Origin of the sequence: uncultured Polaribacter sp., assembly GCF_947501385.1 — a bacterium.
Taxonomy (GTDB): Bacteria; Bacteroidota; Bacteroidia; order Flavobacteriales; family Flavobacteriaceae; genus Polaribacter.
Window position 1 is genome coordinate 17,178 of the sequence record NZ_CANMVP010000035.1, and the last position, 19,356, is coordinate 36,533.

The 19,356-nt window shown below is 31.4% G+C and carries 19 protein-coding genes and 1 tRNA gene; all 20 read left to right on the forward strand.

Annotated elements, in window-relative coordinates; all coding sequences use genetic code 11:
• Nucleotide 1 precedes the first annotated feature (1 nt).
• The 20 genes from nhaD to Q0998_RS17570 all read left to right on the forward strand — a co-directional run bounded on the left by nhaD (nucleotide 2) and on the right by Q0998_RS17570 (nucleotide 19,220).
• Entirely contained in the window at nucleotides 2-1,414 is a 1,413-nt protein-coding gene (gene nhaD / locus Q0998_RS17475; RefSeq protein ID WP_299672200.1) for a sodium:proton antiporter NhaD, read from the forward strand.
• A gap of 142 nt (nucleotides 1,415-1,556) precedes the next feature.
• Nucleotides 1,557-2,246, forward strand: a complete 690-nt coding sequence (locus tag Q0998_RS17480; RefSeq protein ID WP_299672202.1) for a MotA/TolQ/ExbB proton channel family protein — start codon at nucleotides 1,557-1,559, stop codon at nucleotides 2,244-2,246.
• A 63-nt stretch (nucleotides 2,247-2,309) separates the two neighbouring features.
• On the forward strand, nucleotides 2,310-2,702 hold the full coding sequence (locus Q0998_RS17485) for a biopolymer transporter ExbD (protein WP_299672204.1): 393 nt from the start codon (nucleotides 2,310-2,312) through the stop codon (nucleotides 2,700-2,702).
• A 60-nt stretch (nucleotides 2,703-2,762) separates the two neighbouring features.
• The gene (locus Q0998_RS17490; protein ID WP_299672206.1) at nucleotides 2,763-3,590 is read left to right on the forward strand and encodes an energy transducer TonB; all 828 of its coding nucleotides are present in this window, start codon (nucleotides 2,763-2,765) and stop codon (nucleotides 3,588-3,590) included.
• A 70-nt stretch (nucleotides 3,591-3,660) separates the two neighbouring features.
• The gene (locus tag Q0998_RS17495) at nucleotides 3,661-4,869 is read left to right on the forward strand and encodes a folylpolyglutamate synthase/dihydrofolate synthase family protein (protein WP_299672208.1); all 1,209 of its coding nucleotides are present in this window, start codon (nucleotides 3,661-3,663) and stop codon (nucleotides 4,867-4,869) included.
• A gap of 59 nt (nucleotides 4,870-4,928) precedes the next feature.
• A tRNA-Val gene (locus tag Q0998_RS17500) sits at nucleotides 4,929-5,003 on the forward strand.
• 115 nt (nucleotides 5,004-5,118) lie between these two features.
• On the forward strand, nucleotides 5,119-6,444 hold the full coding sequence (locus Q0998_RS17505) for a UDP-glucose/GDP-mannose dehydrogenase family protein (protein WP_299672210.1): 1,326 nt from the start codon (nucleotides 5,119-5,121) through the stop codon (nucleotides 6,442-6,444).
• A gap of 121 nt (nucleotides 6,445-6,565) precedes the next feature.
• Nucleotides 6,566-7,555, forward strand: a complete 990-nt coding sequence (locus tag Q0998_RS17510; protein ID WP_299672212.1) for an SDR family oxidoreductase — start codon at nucleotides 6,566-6,568, stop codon at nucleotides 7,553-7,555.
• Entirely contained in the window at nucleotides 7,548-8,831 is a 1,284-nt protein-coding gene (locus Q0998_RS17515) for a nucleotide sugar dehydrogenase (RefSeq protein ID WP_299672214.1), read from the forward strand. The genes Q0998_RS17510 and Q0998_RS17515 overlap by 8 nt, the downstream gene beginning before the upstream one ends.
• A gap of 3 nt (nucleotides 8,832-8,834) precedes the next feature.
• Nucleotides 8,835-9,770 carry a Gfo/Idh/MocA family oxidoreductase gene (locus tag Q0998_RS17520; protein ID WP_299672216.1) on the forward strand — a complete coding sequence of 312 codons (936 nt, stop codon included), beginning with the start codon at nucleotides 8,835-8,837 and terminating at the stop codon, nucleotides 9,768-9,770.
• 22 nt (nucleotides 9,771-9,792) lie between these two features.
• A complete protein-coding gene (locus Q0998_RS17525; protein ID WP_299672217.1) occupies nucleotides 9,793-10,224 on the forward strand; it encodes an adenylyltransferase/cytidyltransferase family protein in 432 nt (143 codons plus the stop codon).
• Nucleotides 10,224-11,546 (forward strand): UDP-glucose/GDP-mannose dehydrogenase family protein, encoded by a 1,323-nt coding sequence (locus Q0998_RS17530; RefSeq protein WP_299672219.1) that lies wholly within the window; start codon nucleotides 10,224-10,226, stop codon nucleotides 11,544-11,546. Before Q0998_RS17525 ends, Q0998_RS17530 begins: the two co-directional genes overlap by 1 nt.
• A 12-nt stretch (nucleotides 11,547-11,558) precedes the next feature.
• Nucleotides 11,559-12,515 carry a GDP-L-fucose synthase gene (locus Q0998_RS17535; RefSeq protein WP_299672221.1) on the forward strand — a complete coding sequence of 319 codons (957 nt, stop codon included), beginning with the start codon at nucleotides 11,559-11,561 and terminating at the stop codon, nucleotides 12,513-12,515.
• 5 nt (nucleotides 12,516-12,520) lie between these two features.
• A complete protein-coding gene (gene gmd / locus Q0998_RS17540; RefSeq protein ID WP_299672223.1) occupies nucleotides 12,521-13,633 on the forward strand; it encodes a GDP-mannose 4,6-dehydratase in 1,113 nt (370 codons plus the stop codon).
• An 18-nt stretch (nucleotides 13,634-13,651) separates the two neighbouring features.
• The gene (locus tag Q0998_RS17545) at nucleotides 13,652-14,839 is read left to right on the forward strand and encodes a UDP-N-acetylglucosamine 4,6-dehydratase (protein ID WP_299672225.1); all 1,188 of its coding nucleotides are present in this window, start codon (nucleotides 13,652-13,654) and stop codon (nucleotides 14,837-14,839) included.
• 1 nt (nucleotide 14,840) lies between these two features.
• Complete coding sequence (locus Q0998_RS17550) at nucleotides 14,841-15,977, forward strand: LegC family aminotransferase (RefSeq protein WP_299672227.1); 1,137 nt, start codon at nucleotides 14,841-14,843, stop codon at nucleotides 15,975-15,977.
• The gene (locus Q0998_RS17555; protein WP_299672229.1) at nucleotides 15,967-16,599 is read left to right on the forward strand and encodes an acetyltransferase; all 633 of its coding nucleotides are present in this window, start codon (nucleotides 15,967-15,969) and stop codon (nucleotides 16,597-16,599) included. The genes Q0998_RS17550 and Q0998_RS17555 overlap by 11 nt, the downstream gene beginning before the upstream one ends.
• 16 nt (nucleotides 16,600-16,615) lie before the next feature.
• On the forward strand, nucleotides 16,616-17,476 hold the full coding sequence (locus Q0998_RS17560; RefSeq protein ID WP_299672231.1) for a glycosyltransferase family A protein: 861 nt from the start codon (nucleotides 16,616-16,618) through the stop codon (nucleotides 17,474-17,476).
• A complete protein-coding gene (locus Q0998_RS17565; protein ID WP_299672233.1) occupies nucleotides 17,473-18,534 on the forward strand; it encodes an N-acetylneuraminate synthase family protein in 1,062 nt (353 codons plus the stop codon). The genes Q0998_RS17560 and Q0998_RS17565 overlap by 4 nt, the downstream gene beginning before the upstream one ends.
• A 2-nt stretch (nucleotides 18,535-18,536) precedes the next feature.
• A complete protein-coding gene (locus tag Q0998_RS17570) occupies nucleotides 18,537-19,220 on the forward strand; it encodes an acylneuraminate cytidylyltransferase family protein (protein WP_299672235.1) in 684 nt (227 codons plus the stop codon).
• Nucleotides 19,221-19,356 lie beyond the last annotated feature (136 nt).

A 19,356-nucleotide genomic window follows, 5' to 3' on the forward strand; every position in this document is an offset into this window, starting at 1 on the left:
CATGGAATCAGTAATTATCATCGTATTTGTAATGGGGTATTTGGCCATTACGCTAGAACACAATATTAAACTAGACAAGCTGATACCAGCTTTAATTATGATGGCCGTTTGTTGGGCATTGGTTGCACTTGGTGTAGACCATTTTACAACATGGTTTGATTCAAGTAAACATGCCTTAGTAGATGGTTTTGGTGGTTTAGGACATGAGGATAAATTACATTTGGTTGAAGAGACTTTATTGCATCATTTAGGAAAAACAGCTGAAATTTTAGTGTTTCTTTTAGGTGCGATGACTATTGTTGAAATCATTGATTATTTCGATGGATTTTCAACGATTAAGAGTTTTATAAAAACAAAAAAGAAGAAGAGTATTCTTTGGATTTTTTCGATTTTAGCTTTTATTTTATCAGCAATTATAGACAACCTTACTGCAACAATTGTACTAATTTCTATTTTACAGAAAATTGTTAAAAGTAGAGATGAAAGAATTTGGTTTGCAGGTTTGATTATTATTGCTGCAAATGCGGGTGGTGCTTGGTCACCCATTGGAGATGTAACCACTACAATGCTTTGGATTGGTAAAAAAGTAACAACCTTAAAATTGATAGAATACCTTTTGTTACCTTCTTTATTATGTATGATTGTTCCTTCTTTTATTGCTTCATTTTTACCAGCATTTAAAGGAGAAATAGATTTTGATGAAGATGAAGTTGAAAAGCCAAAAAGTCCGCATAGTGGAAGAATGTTGTATTTAGGATTAGGAGCAATTGTTTTTGTGCCAATCTTTAAAACCATCACACATTTACCACCTTATGTAGGTATGATGCTGTCATTAGCAGTTGTTGCAACATTTGCAGAAATTTATAGTAATTCAAAATTTTCTATATCAAGTATAGAGGGAGAAGAAGCAGAGGAACACGCTATGGGAGCTCATCATAGTCCTGTACATGCCTCATTATCTAAAATTGAAATGCCAAGTATTTTGTTTTTCTTGGGAATTTTAATGGCGGTTGCTGCATTAGAATCCTTAGGGATTTTATTTAATTTTGCATCTACATTGCAAGAAACGATTCCTATGATGGGTACAGAAATGCACACAGCCGGAGCTGGAGGCGTATCTGATTTAGTAGTGATGTTACTAGGAGTGGGTTCTGCTATTATAGACAATGTTCCTTTGGTTGCGGCAAGTTTAGGAATGTTTTCTGAACCAATAGATAATGAATTATGGCACTTTATCGCTTTTTCTGCGGGTACAGGAGGTTCTATGTTAATTATTGGATCTGCGGCCGGAGTGGTAGCAATGGGAATGGAAAAAATAGATTTCTTTTGGTATTTTAAAAAAATATCTTGGTTGGCATTAATTGGTTTTATAGTAGGTTCTGCTGCTTTTATGGTGACAAGAACCTTATTTTAATACCTATAAATAAATAGTAAAATGTCATTTCAGGATTTACTTGAAATGGCATTTTTTTTGATAATAAATTTGACGATCTATTTTTGAAACAATTTTCAAAAAGAATCCTCGTTAGTAAGTAAGAACATAAAAACAATCATAAATGTTGTCATATTTTCAAGAAAATAAAGCGTTGTTAGAAGAAACAGTTTCCGAAGAAAAAACATTGTCTATCTATAAATTAATTATGGATGGTGGTTTAGGTGGGCAAATTATAATTGCAATTTTATTCGTTTTATTAGCGGTAGCCTTGTACATTTATTTTGAACGCTTTTTTGCCATAAAATCCGCTTCTAAAATTGATGAAAATTTTATGAATCAAATAAAAGACTATGTTTCTAATGGGAAATTAGAAGCTGCAGATGCGCTTTGTAAAAGTAAAAATACACCTACGGCAAGGTTAATTGGTAAAGGAATTTCAAGAATAGGGAAACCTCTAGAAGATATTAATACTGCTATAGAAACAGCAGGAAAGTTAGAGGTATATCAATTAGAAAAAAATGTAAGTGTTTTGGCTACAATTGCTGGTGTGGCGCCAATGATTGGGTTTTTAGGAACAGTAATTGGAATGATTGTTGCAATTCATGCAATAGCAAATGCGGGCGGTCAAATAGACATTAAAATGCTTTCTGACGGATTGTATACCGCAATGACAACCACGGTTGCAGGTTTAATTGTAGGAATTATTGCGTATATCACGTATAATCACCTGGTAGTTAGAACAGACAAAGTGGTGTATCAAATGGAAGCCAAATCTGTTGAGTTTTTAGATTTATTAAACGAACCAGTATAACAAGGGGTTTCAACCCCCTGGAAAAAGATTTGAATACTGAATACTAAATATTGAATATATCGCATGAATTTACGAGGAAGAAATAAAGTAGACCCAACATTCAATATGTCTTCAATGACAGATATTGTTTTTTTATTGTTGATATTTTTTATGCTAACATCAACATTAGTTACCGTAAGTGCTATTGATGTTTTATTGCCAAAAGCAGGTGGAAAAACAGAAAACAGCAAGTCTGTAGCGATTACAATTACAAGTAATTCACTTTTTTACATTGATAAAACAAAAGTAAGTTCCTCTAATTTAGAAAGTGAAATTTTAAAAAGTATTGGTGCAGATAAGCAAAAAACGATTATTATTCGTGGCGATCAAGAGGTACCTTATAAAAATGTGATGCAAGTAATAGACATTGCCAATAAGAACAAATTAAAAATGATCTTAGCTGTAAAAGGTAAATAACAATGGGTTTCAACCCATATAATTTTGAATAGCAATGGGTTTCAACCCATTGAAAAATAAATGAAAATATTAGAAACAAAACATAAACGAAAATCAGCAATAGTAACAGCAATAATTTTGTTGTTATTGGTATTTGTTATTTTCAATTATGGAATGCGGTATTTAGATCCGCCAGAAGAATATGGTTTGGCAATCAATTTTGGAAACACCAATGTTGGTAGTGGAGAACCTGTTGTAAATTCAAAAAAAACAGCACCCAAAAAAGTCGTAAAAAAAGAAGCTGTTGTTGAAGAAGTAAAAGAGACTCCAAAGGAAATTATCAAAGAAGAAATTATTACAAAAGATACTTCAAAAGATGTTCCTGTTGTAGAAAAAATACAAGAAAAAAAGGTAGAACCTATAAAAGAGGTTGTGAAAAAGGAGATTCCGAAAGAAAAGCCAAAGGCAAAACCATCTAAAGAAAATCAAGATGCTCTAAATAAATTATTGAATGGAAATGCGGAAGATGGCGAGCCAAAAGGAGAAGGAGATGATACCATTGAAGGCGTAAAGGGAAAAAAAGATGGAGATTCAAATTCATCTAAATACTACGGAAATACAGGTAATGGTTCAGGAGGAAATTACAATCTTGCTGGAAGAAAAGCATTGTCAAAGCCCAAAGAACAGCCAGATTGCCAAGAAGAAGGTATTGTTGTTGTTAAAATTACGGTAGATAAAAGCGGAAAAGTAATCAGTGCAATTCCTGGAGTAAAAGGAACTACAAATACAGCAGCTTGTTTATTAAAACCCGCAAAAGAAGCCGCTTTAAGAACAACTTGGAATTCTGACAATGATGCGCCAAAAATACAAACAGGAACAATCATTTATAAGTTTTCTTTGTCTAAATAATCACTTACATTTGTTCTTAACAATGTCATGCTGAGCTTGTCGAAGCATATACTTGAAATTTTTTAGATTAATGACCTACCAACAGACTCTAAATTGGATGTTTGCCCAATTACCAATGTATCAACGAGAGGGTAAAACTGCATTCAAAAAAGATTTAACCAATATTTTAGCGTTTTCAAAAGAGCTTAACTTTCCAGAAAAGAAATTTAAATCCATTCATGTAGGAGGTACAAACGGAAAAGGTTCCACCAGTCATATACTAGCCTCTATTTTACAAGAAGCAGGCTATAACGTGGGTTTGTACACTTCACCACATTTAAAAAGCTTTACAGAAAGGATACGAATTAATGGTAAGGAAATTCCGAAAAGAAAAATTACTTCATTTATACATAAACACAAAGCATTTTTGGAAAGTCAGAAATTATCTTTTTTTGAGATGACTGTTGGTTTGGCTTTCGACTATTTTGCTGCTGAAAAAGTAGATATTGCAATCATTGAAGTTGGTTTAGGTGGAAGATTAGATTCTACAAATATCATTATACCAGAAGTTTCTGTGATTACGAATATAGGTTTAGATCACACGCAATTTTTAGGAGAAACATTGGCAGAAATAGCATTTGAAAAAGCAGGGATTATCAAAGAAATTATTCCGGTTATTATCGGTGAAGAACAAGCGGCTGTAAAATCAGTTTTTATCGGGAAAGCAAATGAAACCAATTCAGAAATCTCCTTTGCTTCAGATGACACTAAAATGTATCAAACCGATTTGTTAGGCGACTATCAGAAATCAAATTCAAAAACTGCAGTTGCTGCTATTAAAAGTTTAAAAGAATTTCAGGTTTCAGAAGAAAATATAAAAAAAGGATTGTTAAATGTGGTAAAAAACACCAATTTAAAAGGAAGGTGGCAAATATTACAAGAAAAACCGAAAGTAATTTGCGATACTGCTCATAATAAAGAAGGACTAAAAATTGTATTAAATCAACTAAAAAATCAAGTTTATTCACAATTACATATTGTTTTAGGAGTTGTTTCCGATAAGAAAATAGAAGAGATAGTACCGTTATTTCCACAAGAAGCGGTTTATTATTTTTGCAAACCAGACGTACCAAGAGGACTTTCGGAGGTAGTTTTGCAACAAAAAGCAAAAGAATTCAAAATCATTGGAAGAAAATATGCGTCCGTAAAATTGGCGTTAAAAAATGCGTTACTGAATGCAAATCAAGAAGATATCATTTTTGTTGGAGGAAGTACATTTGTGGTGGCAGAGATAATTTAAAATAAAAATGATTTTTATTTTGGAGATATAAAATTCTATGTTATATTTGCACCCGCTAAGGGCAATTAGCTCAGTTGGTTCAGAGCATCTCGTTTACACCGAGAGGGTCGGGGGTTCGAATCCCTCATTGCCCACATCAATTACAATCCTGATGAATTTTCATCAGGATTTTTTTGTTTTAAGATTCTTATAATAAATTATTTTCTTGTCGATTTTTGTACCTTCGTTTTTTAATTTTAAAAGTTAATAATGAATATAGCCGTAATAGGTTCTGGGTATGTTGGATTGGTTTCTGGAGTCTGTTTTGCAGAAATGGGCAATAATGTAACCTGTGTTGATATAGATGCAGTAAAAATTGATCAGCTAAACAACGGTGTTATCCCAATTTACGAGCCTGGTTTAGAACAAATGCTTCTTAAAAATAGTAAGAATAAAAATCTTTATTTTACTACAGATTTATCAAAAGGCATAAGTAATGCCGAAATCGTATTTATTGCAGTAGGTACGCCTATGGGAGCCGATGGCTCTGCAGATTTAAAATACGTTTTATCGGTTGCTAAATCGATAGGTGAAACCATGCAGAAAAGATTAATAGTTGTCAATAAATCAACGGTTCCTGTTGGAACTGCAGATAGCGTAAGAAAAACTATTCAAACGGAATTAAATAGTAGAGAATCTAGTTTAGAATTTGATGTTGTTTCCAATCCAGAATTTTTAAAAGAAGGAGCTGCAATAGAGGATTTTATGAAGCCAGATAGAATTGTTATTGGAGCAGACTCAGAATATGCTGTGGATAAGATGAAACAATTATACTCACCTTTTTTTAGAACTCATGATCGCTTTATTACTATGGACATTCGATCTGCAGAAATGACAAAGTACGCAGCAAATGCAATGTTGGCTACTAAAATTTCGTTTATGAATGAAATTGCAAATATTTGTGAAGTAGTTGGAGCTGATGCAAATCAGGTTAGAATAGGAATTGGTTCTGACAAAAGAATAGGTTATAGTTTTATTTATCCAGGAGTAGGTTATGGCGGCTCATGTTTTCCAAAGGACTTAAAAGCCTTAAAGAAAGTTGCTGAAGAAAATGGTTATAATGCTCATTTAATACATGCTGTAGAAAATGTAAACGATGCCCAAAAATTAGTAATTGCAAATAAGATAGTTAAAAGATTTGGTGAAAACTTAGAGGGCAAAACATTTGCTATTTGGGGTTTAGCATACAAACCAGGGACAGATGATATGAGAGAAGCATCTTCTATTTACGTTATAAAAGAGTTGATAAAAAGAGGTGCTAAAGTTAAAGCTTATGATCCTAAGGCTATAGATGAAGCAAAGAGTTTTTATCTAAAAGATATATCAAATCTTGATTTTTTTGAATCTAAATATGAGGTTTTAAAAGATGCTGATGCATTGATATTGCTTACAGAATGGAAAGAATTTAGATCTCCAGATTTTGAAGAATTAAAAAATACATTAAAAAGTCCTATAATCTTTGATGGTAGAAATCAATACAATGCTTTTAAATTAGAGGAAAATGGTTTTGAATATTTCCAAATAGGAAAGTTATAATCAATTTATAATTTTGATAAAAAACGAAATACCTTTATTTAGAACTTTTTAGGAGTCATGATTTAACAAAAAGGTTTTTGTAGCTTTGCGAGCTTTAAATAGATACACATTAGCATTTAAAATGAATATTAATTTATCAAATAAAACAATACTCGTAACTGGAGGCGCTGGCTTTATAGGTGCTAACCTTTGTGAAGCTTTGCTTGATAGAAATAATAAGGTTGTTTGTTTAGATGATTTTTCAACAGGAAAAAAAGAAAATATAAACTCTTTTCTTACGGATTCTAATTTTACTTTAATTGAAGGTGATATTCGAAACCTAAAAGATTGCTTAAAAGCTACTAAAAATGTAGATTTTGTTTTACATCAAGCAGCTTTGGGCTCTGTTCCCAGATCTATCAATGATCCTATTACTTCAAACGAGGTAAACGTTGGTGGATTTTTAAATATGTTAGTTGCTTCTAGAGACAATCATATAAAACGTTTTGTGTATGCCGCAAGTTCTTCAACTTATGGTGATTCGGAATCACTTCCAAAGGTAGAAGAGAAGATAGGGAAACCACTTTCACCTTACGCAGTTACAAAATATGTAAACGAATTGTATGCGGATGTATTTTCAAAAACTTATGATTTAGAAACAATTGGACTTCGTTATTTTAATGTTTTTGGTAAAAAACAAGACCCTAACGGTGCGTATGCTGCAGTAATACCTAAATTTATCAACCAATTAATGAATTTAGAAGCTCCAACTATTAATGGAGACGGACTCAATTCAAGGGATTTCACATATATTGATAATGTTATTCAAATTAATTTATTGAGTTTAATTGCTGAAAAAAGTGCAGTAAATACTGTATATAATGCTGCTTTTGGAGATCGGAATACGTTGAACGATTTAGTTTTATACTTGAAAGAGTTTCTATCAGAATACAATCCTAAAATTAATGATATCAAGGTAATTCATGGAGCAAATAGGTTAGGTGATATTCCGCATTCACATGCAGAAATTAGGAAAGCTACAAAACAATTAAATTATAACCCTGAGTTCTCTTTGAAGCAAGGATTAAAAGAATCGATAAAATGGTATTGGGAAAATCTAAGAAATGAGTAATATTAAAATAACAATTATTGGTTTAGGATATGTGGGTTTGCCTTTAGCGAGATTATTTGCAACAAAATACGCTGTTGTTGGTTTTGATATCAATGAAAATAGAGTTTTTGAATTAAAACAAGGAAAAGATGCTACATTAGAAGTTGAAAACTCTGTTTTAAACAAAGTTATAAAAAAAGAAAATACAGCTGATAAAGGGTTGTATTTTACAACTTCCATTGAAGATATAAAAGATAGTAATTACTATATAGTTACTGTTCCTACACCTGTAGATAAAAATAACAGACCAATTTTAACGCCGTTAATTAAAGCAAGTGAAACAGTGGGAAGCGTGCTTAAAAATAATGACATTGTCATTTATGAGTCTACAGTGTATCCTGGAGCAACGGAAGAAGATTGTATTCCTGTGTTAGAAAAAACATCTGGATTAGAGTTTAATAAAGATTTTTTTGTGGGCTATTCACCAGAAAGAATAAATCCAGGAGATAAAAAACACACCGTAGATAAAATTTTAAAAGTTACATCTGGTTCAAATTTAGAAACAGGAGTTAAGGTTGATGATTTGTATAAATCTGTAATTACTGCAGGAACCCATCTTGCTCCAACTATAAAAGTTGCTGAAGCTGCAAAAGTGATAGAAAATTCTCAAAGAGATATCAATATTGCCTTTGTAAATGAATTGGCTAAGATTTTTAATTTGATGGATATTAATACGCAAGATGTGCTAGCTGCGGCAGGAACAAAATGGAATTTTCTTCCTTTTAAACCAGGTTTGGTGGGCGGACATTGTATTGGTGTGGATCCTTATTATTTAGCCCAAAAAGCGCAAGAGTTTGGTTATCATCCTGAAATTATTTTATCTGGAAGAAGGGTCAATGATAGTATGGGTAAATATGTAGCCTCTGAAGTTGCAAAACTAATGATCAGAGAAGATGTTCAAGTAAAAGGGGCTGAGGTTTTGGTTTTAGGAATCACTTTTAAAGAAAATTGCCCAGATGTTCGGAATACAAAAGCGGTAGATGTTGTAAATGAATTGATAGATTTTGGTACCGATGTTACCATTTATGATTCTTGTGCAAATCCAAATGAGGTGAAGAGAGAATACAACTTAGATTCTCAGAAAAATATTCCAAATAAAAAATTCGATGCAATCGTTCTAACAGTATCTCATAAGGAATTTGAAGATTTAGACTTAGAAGCGCTTAAAAAAGAAAATTCAGTTGTCTATGATGTTAAGAATTTTTTCAATCCAAATGAAGTAAATAAATCATTATAAAAAATGAAAAACTTTGCATTAATAGGAGCCGCAGGTTATATTGCGCCAAGACATTTAAAAGCTATCAAAGACACAAATAATAATTTAATCGCAGCCTTAGATAAGTTTGATTCGGTTGGGGTCATGGATAGCTATTTCCCGAATGCAGATTTTTTTGTTGAATTTGAACGTTTTGATAGACATATCGAAAAACTAAAGAGAAATCAAAATATTCATTTAGATTATGTAAGTATTTGTACTCCAAATTACCTACATGATTCTCACATAAGAATGGCTTTGAGAAGAGGTGCCCACGCCATTTGTGAAAAACCCATTGTTCTAAACCCTTGGAATATCGATGCATTGGCAGCGATAGAAAAAGAGTCTGAAGGAAATATATATACGATTTTGCAACTAAGATTGCATGAGTCTATTATTCAGCTCAAAAATAAAGTTGATTCATCAATTAAAAAAGAGAAATACGACATTGACTTGACGTATATTACTTCTAGAGGGAAATGGTATGATATTTCTTGGAAAGGCGATGAATCTAAATCTGGCGGAATCGCAACAAATATAGGGGTTCACTTCTATGATATGTTATCTTGGGTTTTTGGAAATGTTCAAGAGAATATGGTGCATTTAAGAGAAAAGAACAAAGCTGCGGGATATTTAGAGTTTGAAAATGCCAGAGTTCGATGGTTTTTATCTATTGATGAAAACGATTTGCCAAAAGAAATAAAAGAAAAAGGGCAAAGAACATATAGGTCGATAACTATAGATGATGAAGAATTAGAATTTAGTAAAGGTTTTACAGAACTGCATACCAAAAGTTATAAAAAAATTCTTTTAGGTAACGGTTTTGGACTTCAGGACGTTAAAAGGTCTATAGAAATAGTTCATGATATTCGAAATAAAGAAATCCTAAAAACAGGTGAAAACCACCCTTTTATTAAGTAAATAATTAAACTATATTTGCAGAATGAAAATTGGAATAACATTCAGTTCATTTGATTTATTGCATGCTGGGCATATTAAAATGTTAGAAGATGCAAAACGTCAGTGTGATTATCTAATCTGTGGTTTGCAAACAGACCCAACATTAGATCGTCCAGAAAAAAATAGACCTGTACAGTCTGTTGTAGAAAGATATATTCAATTGAAAGGATGTAAATATGTAGATGAAATTGTGCCTTATGCAACTGAACAAGATTTAGGAGATATTCTGAAGTCGTTTAAAATAGATATTCGTATTATTGGAGATGAATATGCTAGTAAAAAATTTACTGGAAGACAATATTGTGAAGAAAAAGGCATTGAATTATATTTCAATAAAAGAGAGCATCGTTTTTCTAGTAGTGGTTTAAGAAAAGAAGTACAAGAAAAAGAAAATTTAAAAGTAAAAGATAAGTAATGAATATAGCTGTTATAGGATCTGGTTATGTAGGTTTGGTATCAGGAACTTGTTTCGCAGAAATGGGAAATAAAATAATCTGTGTGGATATTGATCCTGAAAAAATTGAAAAACTTAATAATGGTATTATTCCAATTTTTGAGCCAGGTCTGGAGCAAATGGTTCTAAGAAATATTAAAAATAAAAACCTTTTTTTCACTACAAATTTATCAAAAGCCATAAGTGATGCCGAAATAGTGTTTATTGCAGTTGGTACTCCTATGGGAGATGATGGTGCTGCAGATTTGCAATATGTATTGGCCGTAGCAAAATCTATTGGTGAAACAATGCAGAAAAAATTAATAGTTGTTGATAAATCCACAGTTCCTATTGGTACTGCAGACAAAGTAAAAGCAACCATTCAATTAGAGTTAAATAGGAGAGAATCCGATTTAGAATTTGACGTTGTTTCTAATCCAGAGTTTTTAAAAGAAGGAGCTGCGATAGATGATTTTATGAAGCCAGATAGGGTTGTAATTGGTGCAGATTCAGACTATGCCTTTGAAAAAATGAAACAATTATATTCTCCTTTTTTTAGAACTCACGATCGTTTTATTACGATGGATATTCGTTCTGCAGAAATGACAAAATATGCGGCAAATGCCATGTTAGCTACTAAAATCTCATTTATGAATGAGATTGCTAATATCTGTGAAAGAGTAGGAGCAGATGCTAACATGGTTAGGATAGGGATTGGTTCTGATAAAAGGATTGGTTATAGCTTTATTTATCCAGGAGCAGGTTATGGTGGCTCATGTTTTCCTAAAGATGTAAAAGCGCTTAAGAAAATTGCTGAAGAAAATGGTTACAAAGCTAATTTAATCACTTCTGTCGAAAACGTAAATAATGCTCAAAAGCTAGTTATTGCAAATAAAATTATTAAAAGATTTGGAGAGAATTTGATTGGAAAAACGTTTGCCCTTTGGGGTTTGGCTTTTAAACCAGGTACAGATGATATGCGAGAAGCGCCTTCTATTTATGTTATTAAAGAATTAATAAAAAGAGGGGCTAAAATAAAAGCTTATGACCCAAAAGCAGTTGAAGAGGCAAAAGAGTTTTATTTAAAAGATATAGGGAATATTGAATATTTTGAATCTAAATATGAAGTTTTAAAAGATTCTGATGCCTTAATTTTACTAACGGAATGGAAAGAATTTAGATCTCCTGATTTCGAGGAGTTAAAAACGCGATTAAAACAGCCAATTATTTTCGATGGTAGAAATCAATATAATGCTTTTAAATTAGAAGAAAAAGGTTTTGAATATTTTCAAATTGGAAAATAAGAAATTATATAAATGAACAAATCATCAAAAATATATATAGCTGGTCATAGAGGCATGGTTGGCTCTGCTGTTTGGCGAGCTTTAAAAGAAAAAGGATATAAAAATTTGATTGGTAGAGCTAGCACTGAATTAGATTTAAAAGATCAACAAAGTGTAAAAGCTTTTTTTGAAACTGAAAAACTAGAAGTAGTGATTGATGCTGCAGCAAGAGTTGGTGGAATTTTAGCAAATAATGATTTTCCTTATCAGTTTTTAATGGAAAACATGCAAATTCAAAATAATTTAGTTGACAATGCATTAAAATCAGGAATTGAAAAGTTTATATTTTTAGGGAGTTCTTGTATTTATCCAAAATTTGCTTCTCAACCTTTAAAAGAAGAATATTTATTAACCGATACCTTAGAGCCTACCAATGAATGGTATGCTATTGCAAAAATTACAGGAGTTAAAGCTTGTCAAGCTATACGTAAACAATATCATAAAGATTACGTTAGTTTAATGCCAACAAATTTATATGGAACTCATGATAATTTTGATTTAAAAACATCTCATGTATTACCTGCCATGCTTCGTAAATTCCATGAAGCAAAGCTAAATAGTGAGCCTGTCGAACTATGGGGTAGCGGAACTCCAATGAGAGAGTTTTTGTTTGTAGATGATATGGCAGAAGCCGTAGTTTATGCTTTAGAAAATAAGTTACCAGATTATCTATACAATGTTGGTTCAGGTAAAGATATCACGATTAAAGAATTGGCAGAAACAATTCAAAAAGTAGTTGGTCATAAAGGAGAAATTATTTGGGATTCCTCAAAACCAGATGGAACACCGAGGAAGTTGATGGATGTTTCTAAAATGGCAGCAATAGGTTGGCAGTATTCAACAGAATTACAGGAAGGTATTGAGAAAACATATGGATGGTTTTTAAATAATATAGAGAATATAAAAGAAGTAAAATTAGAAGCTAATTGAAAAAGATGAAAGTAGCATTTATTACAGGGGTAACAGGTCAAGATGGCGCATACTTAAGTGAATTCTTATTAAAGAAGGGATACCAAGTGCATGGTATGAAAAGACGTTCTTCGTTATTTAACACAGATAGAATAGATCATTTATATCAAGATCCTCATGTAGATAACAGAAATTTCTTTTTACACTACGGTGACATGACAGATAGCACAAATATCACCCGTTTGATAAAAGAAATTCAGCCAGATGAAATTTACAATTTAGCAGCAATGAGTCATGTTGCTGTTTCTTTTGAAACACCAGAATATACTGGAAATGCAGACGGTTTAGGTACATTACGTATTTTAGATGCGGTTCGTTTATTGGGTTTAGAAAATAAAACTAGAATCTATCAAGCTTCAACTTCTGAACTATATGGTAAAGTACAAGAAGTTCCACAATCGGAAACAACACCTTTTTATCCGCGTTCTCCATATGCAGTCGCTAAGATGTACGCCTTTTGGATTACGGTAAACTATAGAGAAGCTTATGGAATGTATGCTTGTAATGGAATTTTATTTAACCACGAATCGCCATTAAGAGGCGAAACTTTTGTAACCCGTAAAATTACTAGAGCTGCTTCTAGAATAGCGTTAGGGTTGCAAGATAAATTTTATTTGGGTAATTTGGATGCAAAACGCGATTGGGGTCATGCAAAAGATTACGTAAGAATGATGTGGATGATTCTACAAGCAGAAGAAGCGGAAGATTGGGTAATTGCTACAGGAAAAACAACAACAGTAAGAGGTTTTGTAGAAATGAGTTTTGCAGAAGTAGGAATAGAGTTAGAATTTAAAGGAGAAGGAGTTAAAGAAAAGGCATATATTAAGCTTTGTAGCAATAAAGAATATCAACTTGAAATTGGTAAAGAAGTTTTAGCAGTAGATCCAAAATATTTTAGACCGACAGAAGTTGACTTATTGATTGGAGATCCTACCAAAGCAAACACAAAGTTAGGCTGGATTCCAGAGCACGATTTGGCATCTTTAGTTAAAGATATGATGCAAAGTGATGTGAAACTGATGAAAAAAGATCAGTATTTAAAAGATGGAGGTTATTACACTAACAATTATTTCGAATAAATCAAATTAAAGAATAAAATGAATTTCTTGAAATTAATTGGTAGGGATAAAAGATTATTTGATGTTGATATTGATAATAATCAACATGAATTAACAAAAATAGTTAGTGATTCTAAATTTTTGGTTTTAGGAGGAGCAGGGTCTATAGGACAGGCTGTAGTTAAGGAGATTTTTAAAAGAAATCCTAAAAAATTACACGTAGTTGATATTAGTGAAAATAACCTTGTAGAACTCGTTCGAGACTTAAGAAGTTCTTTTGGTTATATAGACGGAGATTTTAAAACATTTGCATTAGATATAGGTTCAATTGAATATGATTCATTTTTTGAGTCAGATGGCAATTATGATTACGTATTAAATCTGTCAGCATTAAAACATGTTAGAAGTGAAGAAGATCCTTTTACTTTGATGAGAATGATCAATGTAAATATCTTTAATACAGATAAAACATTAGCACAATCTATAGAAAAAGGGGTCAAGAAATACTTCTGTGTTTCAACAGACAAAGCCGCTAATCCTGTAAATATGATGGGAGCTTCGAAACGAATAATGGAGATGTATGTGAATAGAAAAAGTGAGTACATTCAAGTTTCGATGGCAAGATTTGCTAATGTAGCTTTTTCAGACGGGTCTCTGTTGCACGGTTTTAATAAAAGAATTGAAAAGAAACAGCCTATAGTTGCCCCAAATGATATTAGGAGATATTTTGTTACTCCTCAGGAATCGGGTGAGTTGTGCTTAATGTCTTGTGTTTTCGGAGAAAATAGAGATGTTTTTTTTCCTAAATTAAGCGAAAATCTTCATTTAACTACATTTTCTGACATTGCAATAGAATTTTTAAGAATAAAGGGATATAAACCTTTTATCTGTTCTACAGAAGATGAAGCAAGAAATTATTTTGTGAATAGTTATGATGAAAATAGTTGGCCGTGTCTGTTTACAAAATCAGATACCTCTGGTGAAAAAGATTTTGAAGAATTTTATACAGATTCTGAGACCTTAGATATGGATCGATTTGAAAATTTAGGAGTAATTAAAAATGAATTAGAGTATAATGAGGGTAAACTCAACTATTTTGAGAACAATATTATTCAATTGAAATTGAATAATTATTGGAATAAAAACCAGTTAAAAAATCTTTTTTATGAAATGATACCTAATTTTGGACATAAAGAAACTGGTAAATATTTAGATAGCAAAATGTAGTATGAATAATAAAATTATAAACTTTATTAGAAACGAATTCGATACTAAAGAATTTATCCCTCTTCATGTTCCTACTTTTAGAGGAAATGAAAAAAAATACCTTAACAGTTGTATAGATTCTACTTATGTTTCTAGCGTAGGCTCTTTTGTAGATGATTTTGAGCTATTCATGAGTAAAATAACAAAAACTACCAAAACAACAGCAGTAGTTAATGGAACATCAGGTCTTCAAGTCGGTCTAAGATTAGTTGGTGTTAAAAAAGGAGATGAAGTAATCACTCAAGGATTGACTTTTGTAGCCACTGCCAATGCCATAGCTTATAATAATGCAAGTCCAATATTTTTAGATGTAGACTTGGACACTATGGGGTTGTCACCGAAAGCAGTTAATGATTTTTTAGAAGAGTTTGGAGAGTTAAAAGAAGACGGATGCTATAATAAAAAATCCGGAAAAAAAATTTCTGCTTGTATGCCGATGCATACGTTTGGATTTCCAGTGCATTTGAGCGAACTAATTACGATTTGCGAAAAATGGAGGATTCCAATAGTGGAGGATGCTGCAGAGTCTCTAGGAAGTGAATATAAAGGAAAACCTACAGGAAGCTTTGGAGAAGTAGGTGTATTTTCTTTTAATGGAAATAAAATTGTGACTTGTGGTGGTGGTGGTGCAATAGTAACCAATAATATACGGCTTGGAGAGAAAGCGAAATTTTTAACCACTACAGCAAAACAGCCTCACTCATACGAGTATGTTCATAATGAGCTAGGATATAATTTTAGGATGCCAAATATTAATGCAGCTTTAGCATGTGCTCAATTAGAACAATTAGATAGCTTTTTGGAGAACAAAAGAAAACTGGCAAATAAGTATATGAACTTTTTTAAGAGTGAAGGAATAAAATTTAGAACTGAAAATAAAAATTCTAAAGCAAATTATTGGTTAATGTGTGTTGAGTTAAACGATAAAGATGAAAGGAATTTATTTCTAGAAAAAACGAATGGAGCAAATGTAATGACAAGACCAATTTGGCAATTAATGCATAGATTACCAATGTATAAGGATTGTCAAAGAGACGAGCAAAAAAACGCATTATTTTTAGAGGAAAGAATTGTAAATATACCAAGTAGTGTCAGATAAAGAAATAGTTTTAATCGGATATTCGGGACATGGTTATGTAGTGGCTGAAGCAGCTGATTCATGCGGTTTAAATTTAAAGCATTACTCAGAATTAAATAAATTAAACAATAATCCATATAAACTAGAGTATTTAGGATTTGAAAAAGACGCTCATTTTAAAGGATGGCATAATAGATATTCTTTTATTTTAGGATTGGGTAATAACGAATTGAGAACTGAGGCTTTTAAACTAATAAAACGTAAAGGTTTTGAAGTTATCAATGTTCAACATACATCTGCTTCTGTTTCCAAAAACATTAGTATTGGTTCTGGCAACTTTATTGCTAGAAATGTATCAATAAACCCGTTGGCAGTAATTGAGGATTGTTGTATAATAAATACGGGATCTATTATTGAGCACGAATGTATTATAAAATCGGGAGTTCATATAGCTCCTGGAGCTGTGTTAGCAGGCAGTGTAACTGTTGGAACTGGTTCTTTTGTGGGAGCAAATTCTGTTATTAAACAAGGTCTCAAAATAGGTAAAAATGCTATTATTGGAGCAGGTTCAGTTGTTTTGAAAGATGTTCCTGATAATGCAGTTATTTTTGGAAATCCAGCAAAAAAAAAAGCTAATGGTTGAGACTAGTTTAACATCTATGAAGAAATCTAACACTGTCTTATTGACAACAGTTTTTCCTTTATCCGTTAAGTTTTTAGACGAATTTTTAAATTCTTTAAAGTTACAAACAGATAAAGATTTTGACCTATTAGTTGTTAATGATGGAGTGGCAAATTTTAAAGATTTAATCAAAGAATACAGACAAATAAATATTATTGAGATTGTTTCAGAGAAATCTATCGTGCAAAATAGGAAAACAGGAATTGAAGCAGTAATGAAACTAAACTATGAGTTTTTAATCTTTGGAGATAGTGATGACTATTTTGAAATGAATAGAGTTGCTTTATCAAAGAAATTGCTCAAAAAATATGATATAGTTGTTAATGACTTAACACTTTTTGATAAGAAAGGAATTTATTGTAAATCGTATTATTCAAAAAGAATTGATGATTTATTCGAAATTAATTTAGAGTTTATTAAAAATAAAAATATTTTAGGTTTATCAAATACTGCTGTTCGAACAGAATCTATTGGAGATTTAGATTTTTGTAAAAATCTTGTTGCTCTAGATTGGTATTTTTTTTCAAAGTTGTTATTTAAAAATAAAACTGCAGTTTATACAAACCAAACGCAAACTTATTATAGACAATATCAAGATAATACCGTTGGTTTAGGAGATAATTCTATGAATTCAATTAAGAAAGCTATAAAAGTTAAAAAAATACATTATCAATGTATGACAATAATTAGTGATTTTTTTGATAAATTGCTTTGTGAAATAAATTATTTAGAAGTAAATATTGAGAATGTAGATTTTGAGAAAGACAAGACTAATCAATCTAATTTATTATGGTGGGAAATCCCTAATTATAAAATAAAAACTAAAAAAAAAATATGAAAGTACAATTAACAACTACCAAAACAGTCTTTAATTATTCTAAACCATATATTATTGCTGAACTTGGATCCAATCATAATGGAGATATGGAGTTGGCTAAAAAGTTAATGATTGAAGCTAAAGAGGCTGGTGCTGACTGTGTGAAATTTCAGAGTTGGTCTAAAGATTCTATTTTTTCTAGACAAAAGTATGATGATAATTATTTCATAGCAGATGACTATAGAGATAGAAATGATTATACTTTGGAACAAATTGTTGATGAGTACTCTATTTCTGAAGAAGGGTTGTTAGATATGAAGAAATTTGCAGATAGTATTGGCATCGATTGTTCTTCTACCCCATTTAATAAAAAGGAAGCAGATTTTTTAATTGATAAATTAGAATCGCCTTTTATTAAGGTGGCTTCAATGGATTTGAATAACTATCCGTTTTTGGAGTATTTGGCTAAAAAGAATAAACCTATGATTATCTCTACTGGTTTAAGTGAATTATACGAGATAGATAAAGCTGTTAAAACTATTGAAAATACAGGGAATAAAGAGATTGTTATCCTTCATTGTGTTGCAACTTATCCTCCTGTAGATACTGATGTAAACTTAAATAATATAAAAACTTTGATGAGCACTTATCCAGAATATCCAATTGGGTTTTCTGATCATACTCTAGGAATTACAATTCCCTTAGCAGCGATTAGTTTAGGAAGTTGTTTACTTGAAAAGCATTTTACTTTAGATAAAAACATGGAAGGTTGGGATCATAAAGTATCAGCTACTAAGGAGGAAATGACTGCTATTGTTGAAAACTCACAAAGAATCGTTGATGCTTTAGGTTCTTTTAGAATTTCGGCAACAGAGTCTGATGAAAAGAAAACTGAATTTAGAAGAAGTATTGTTATTACAAAAGACTTAAAAAAGGGATATGTTCTTCAAGAAGACGATCTTGATTATAAAAGACCGGGAGGTGGTTTTAGCCCAGGGATGATAGAGTTTATTGTTGGTAGAACCTTGAATAAAGATTTAGGTTATGATCATATATTAAAAAAAGAAGATTTAGTTTAAATATGATTGCAATTATTCCAGCTAGAGGTGGGTCAAAAGGATTACCAGGAAAAAACATTAAATTATTAGATGGTAAACCTATGATTGCTTACACAATAGAAGCAGCAAAAAAATCAAAAAATATTGATCGCGTTATCGTTTCAACAGATTCTAAAGAAATTGCTGAAATAGCCATTAAATTTGGGGCAGAAGTACCTTTTTTAAGGCCGGAGCATTTAGCGACAGATACTGCTTTAGCAGTAGATAATTATATTTATACAATTGATAAAATAAATAAAGATAATAATACTCAAGAAGAGAGTGTTGTTATTTTGCAGCCAACCTCTCCTTTAAGATCAACTAAGGATATTGATGGAGCAATTGACCTTTTTAAGAAAAAAAATGCTGATTCAGTTATTAGTTTCTGTAAAGAAAATCACCCAATAAAATGGCATAAGAATATAAAAGAGGATGGGAGCATTGTTTCTATTTTTGAAGATACAATTGCTAATAGGCAGGAAGAGGTTCCTACCTACTATCCTAATGGAGCAGTATTCGTCTTTAATTTTTCTTTTCTGAAATTTAAAAAGTATTATTCTGAAAAATCATATGCTTTTATTATGAATAGATTAAATTCTGTAGATATAGATGTTATTGATGATTTTGAATATGCTGAATTTTTAATAAAGAAAAGAAAAAAAAAATAAACGTATAATTCTAACTTTACAGAGATTACGATCATTAATAGATCTTGTTTTTTTAAATTAATTTATTGAGTTAGTCATTTAATTTCCGTATATTTAAGTCAATAAAACTAGGATAATGGAACAATTTGAAGGACAA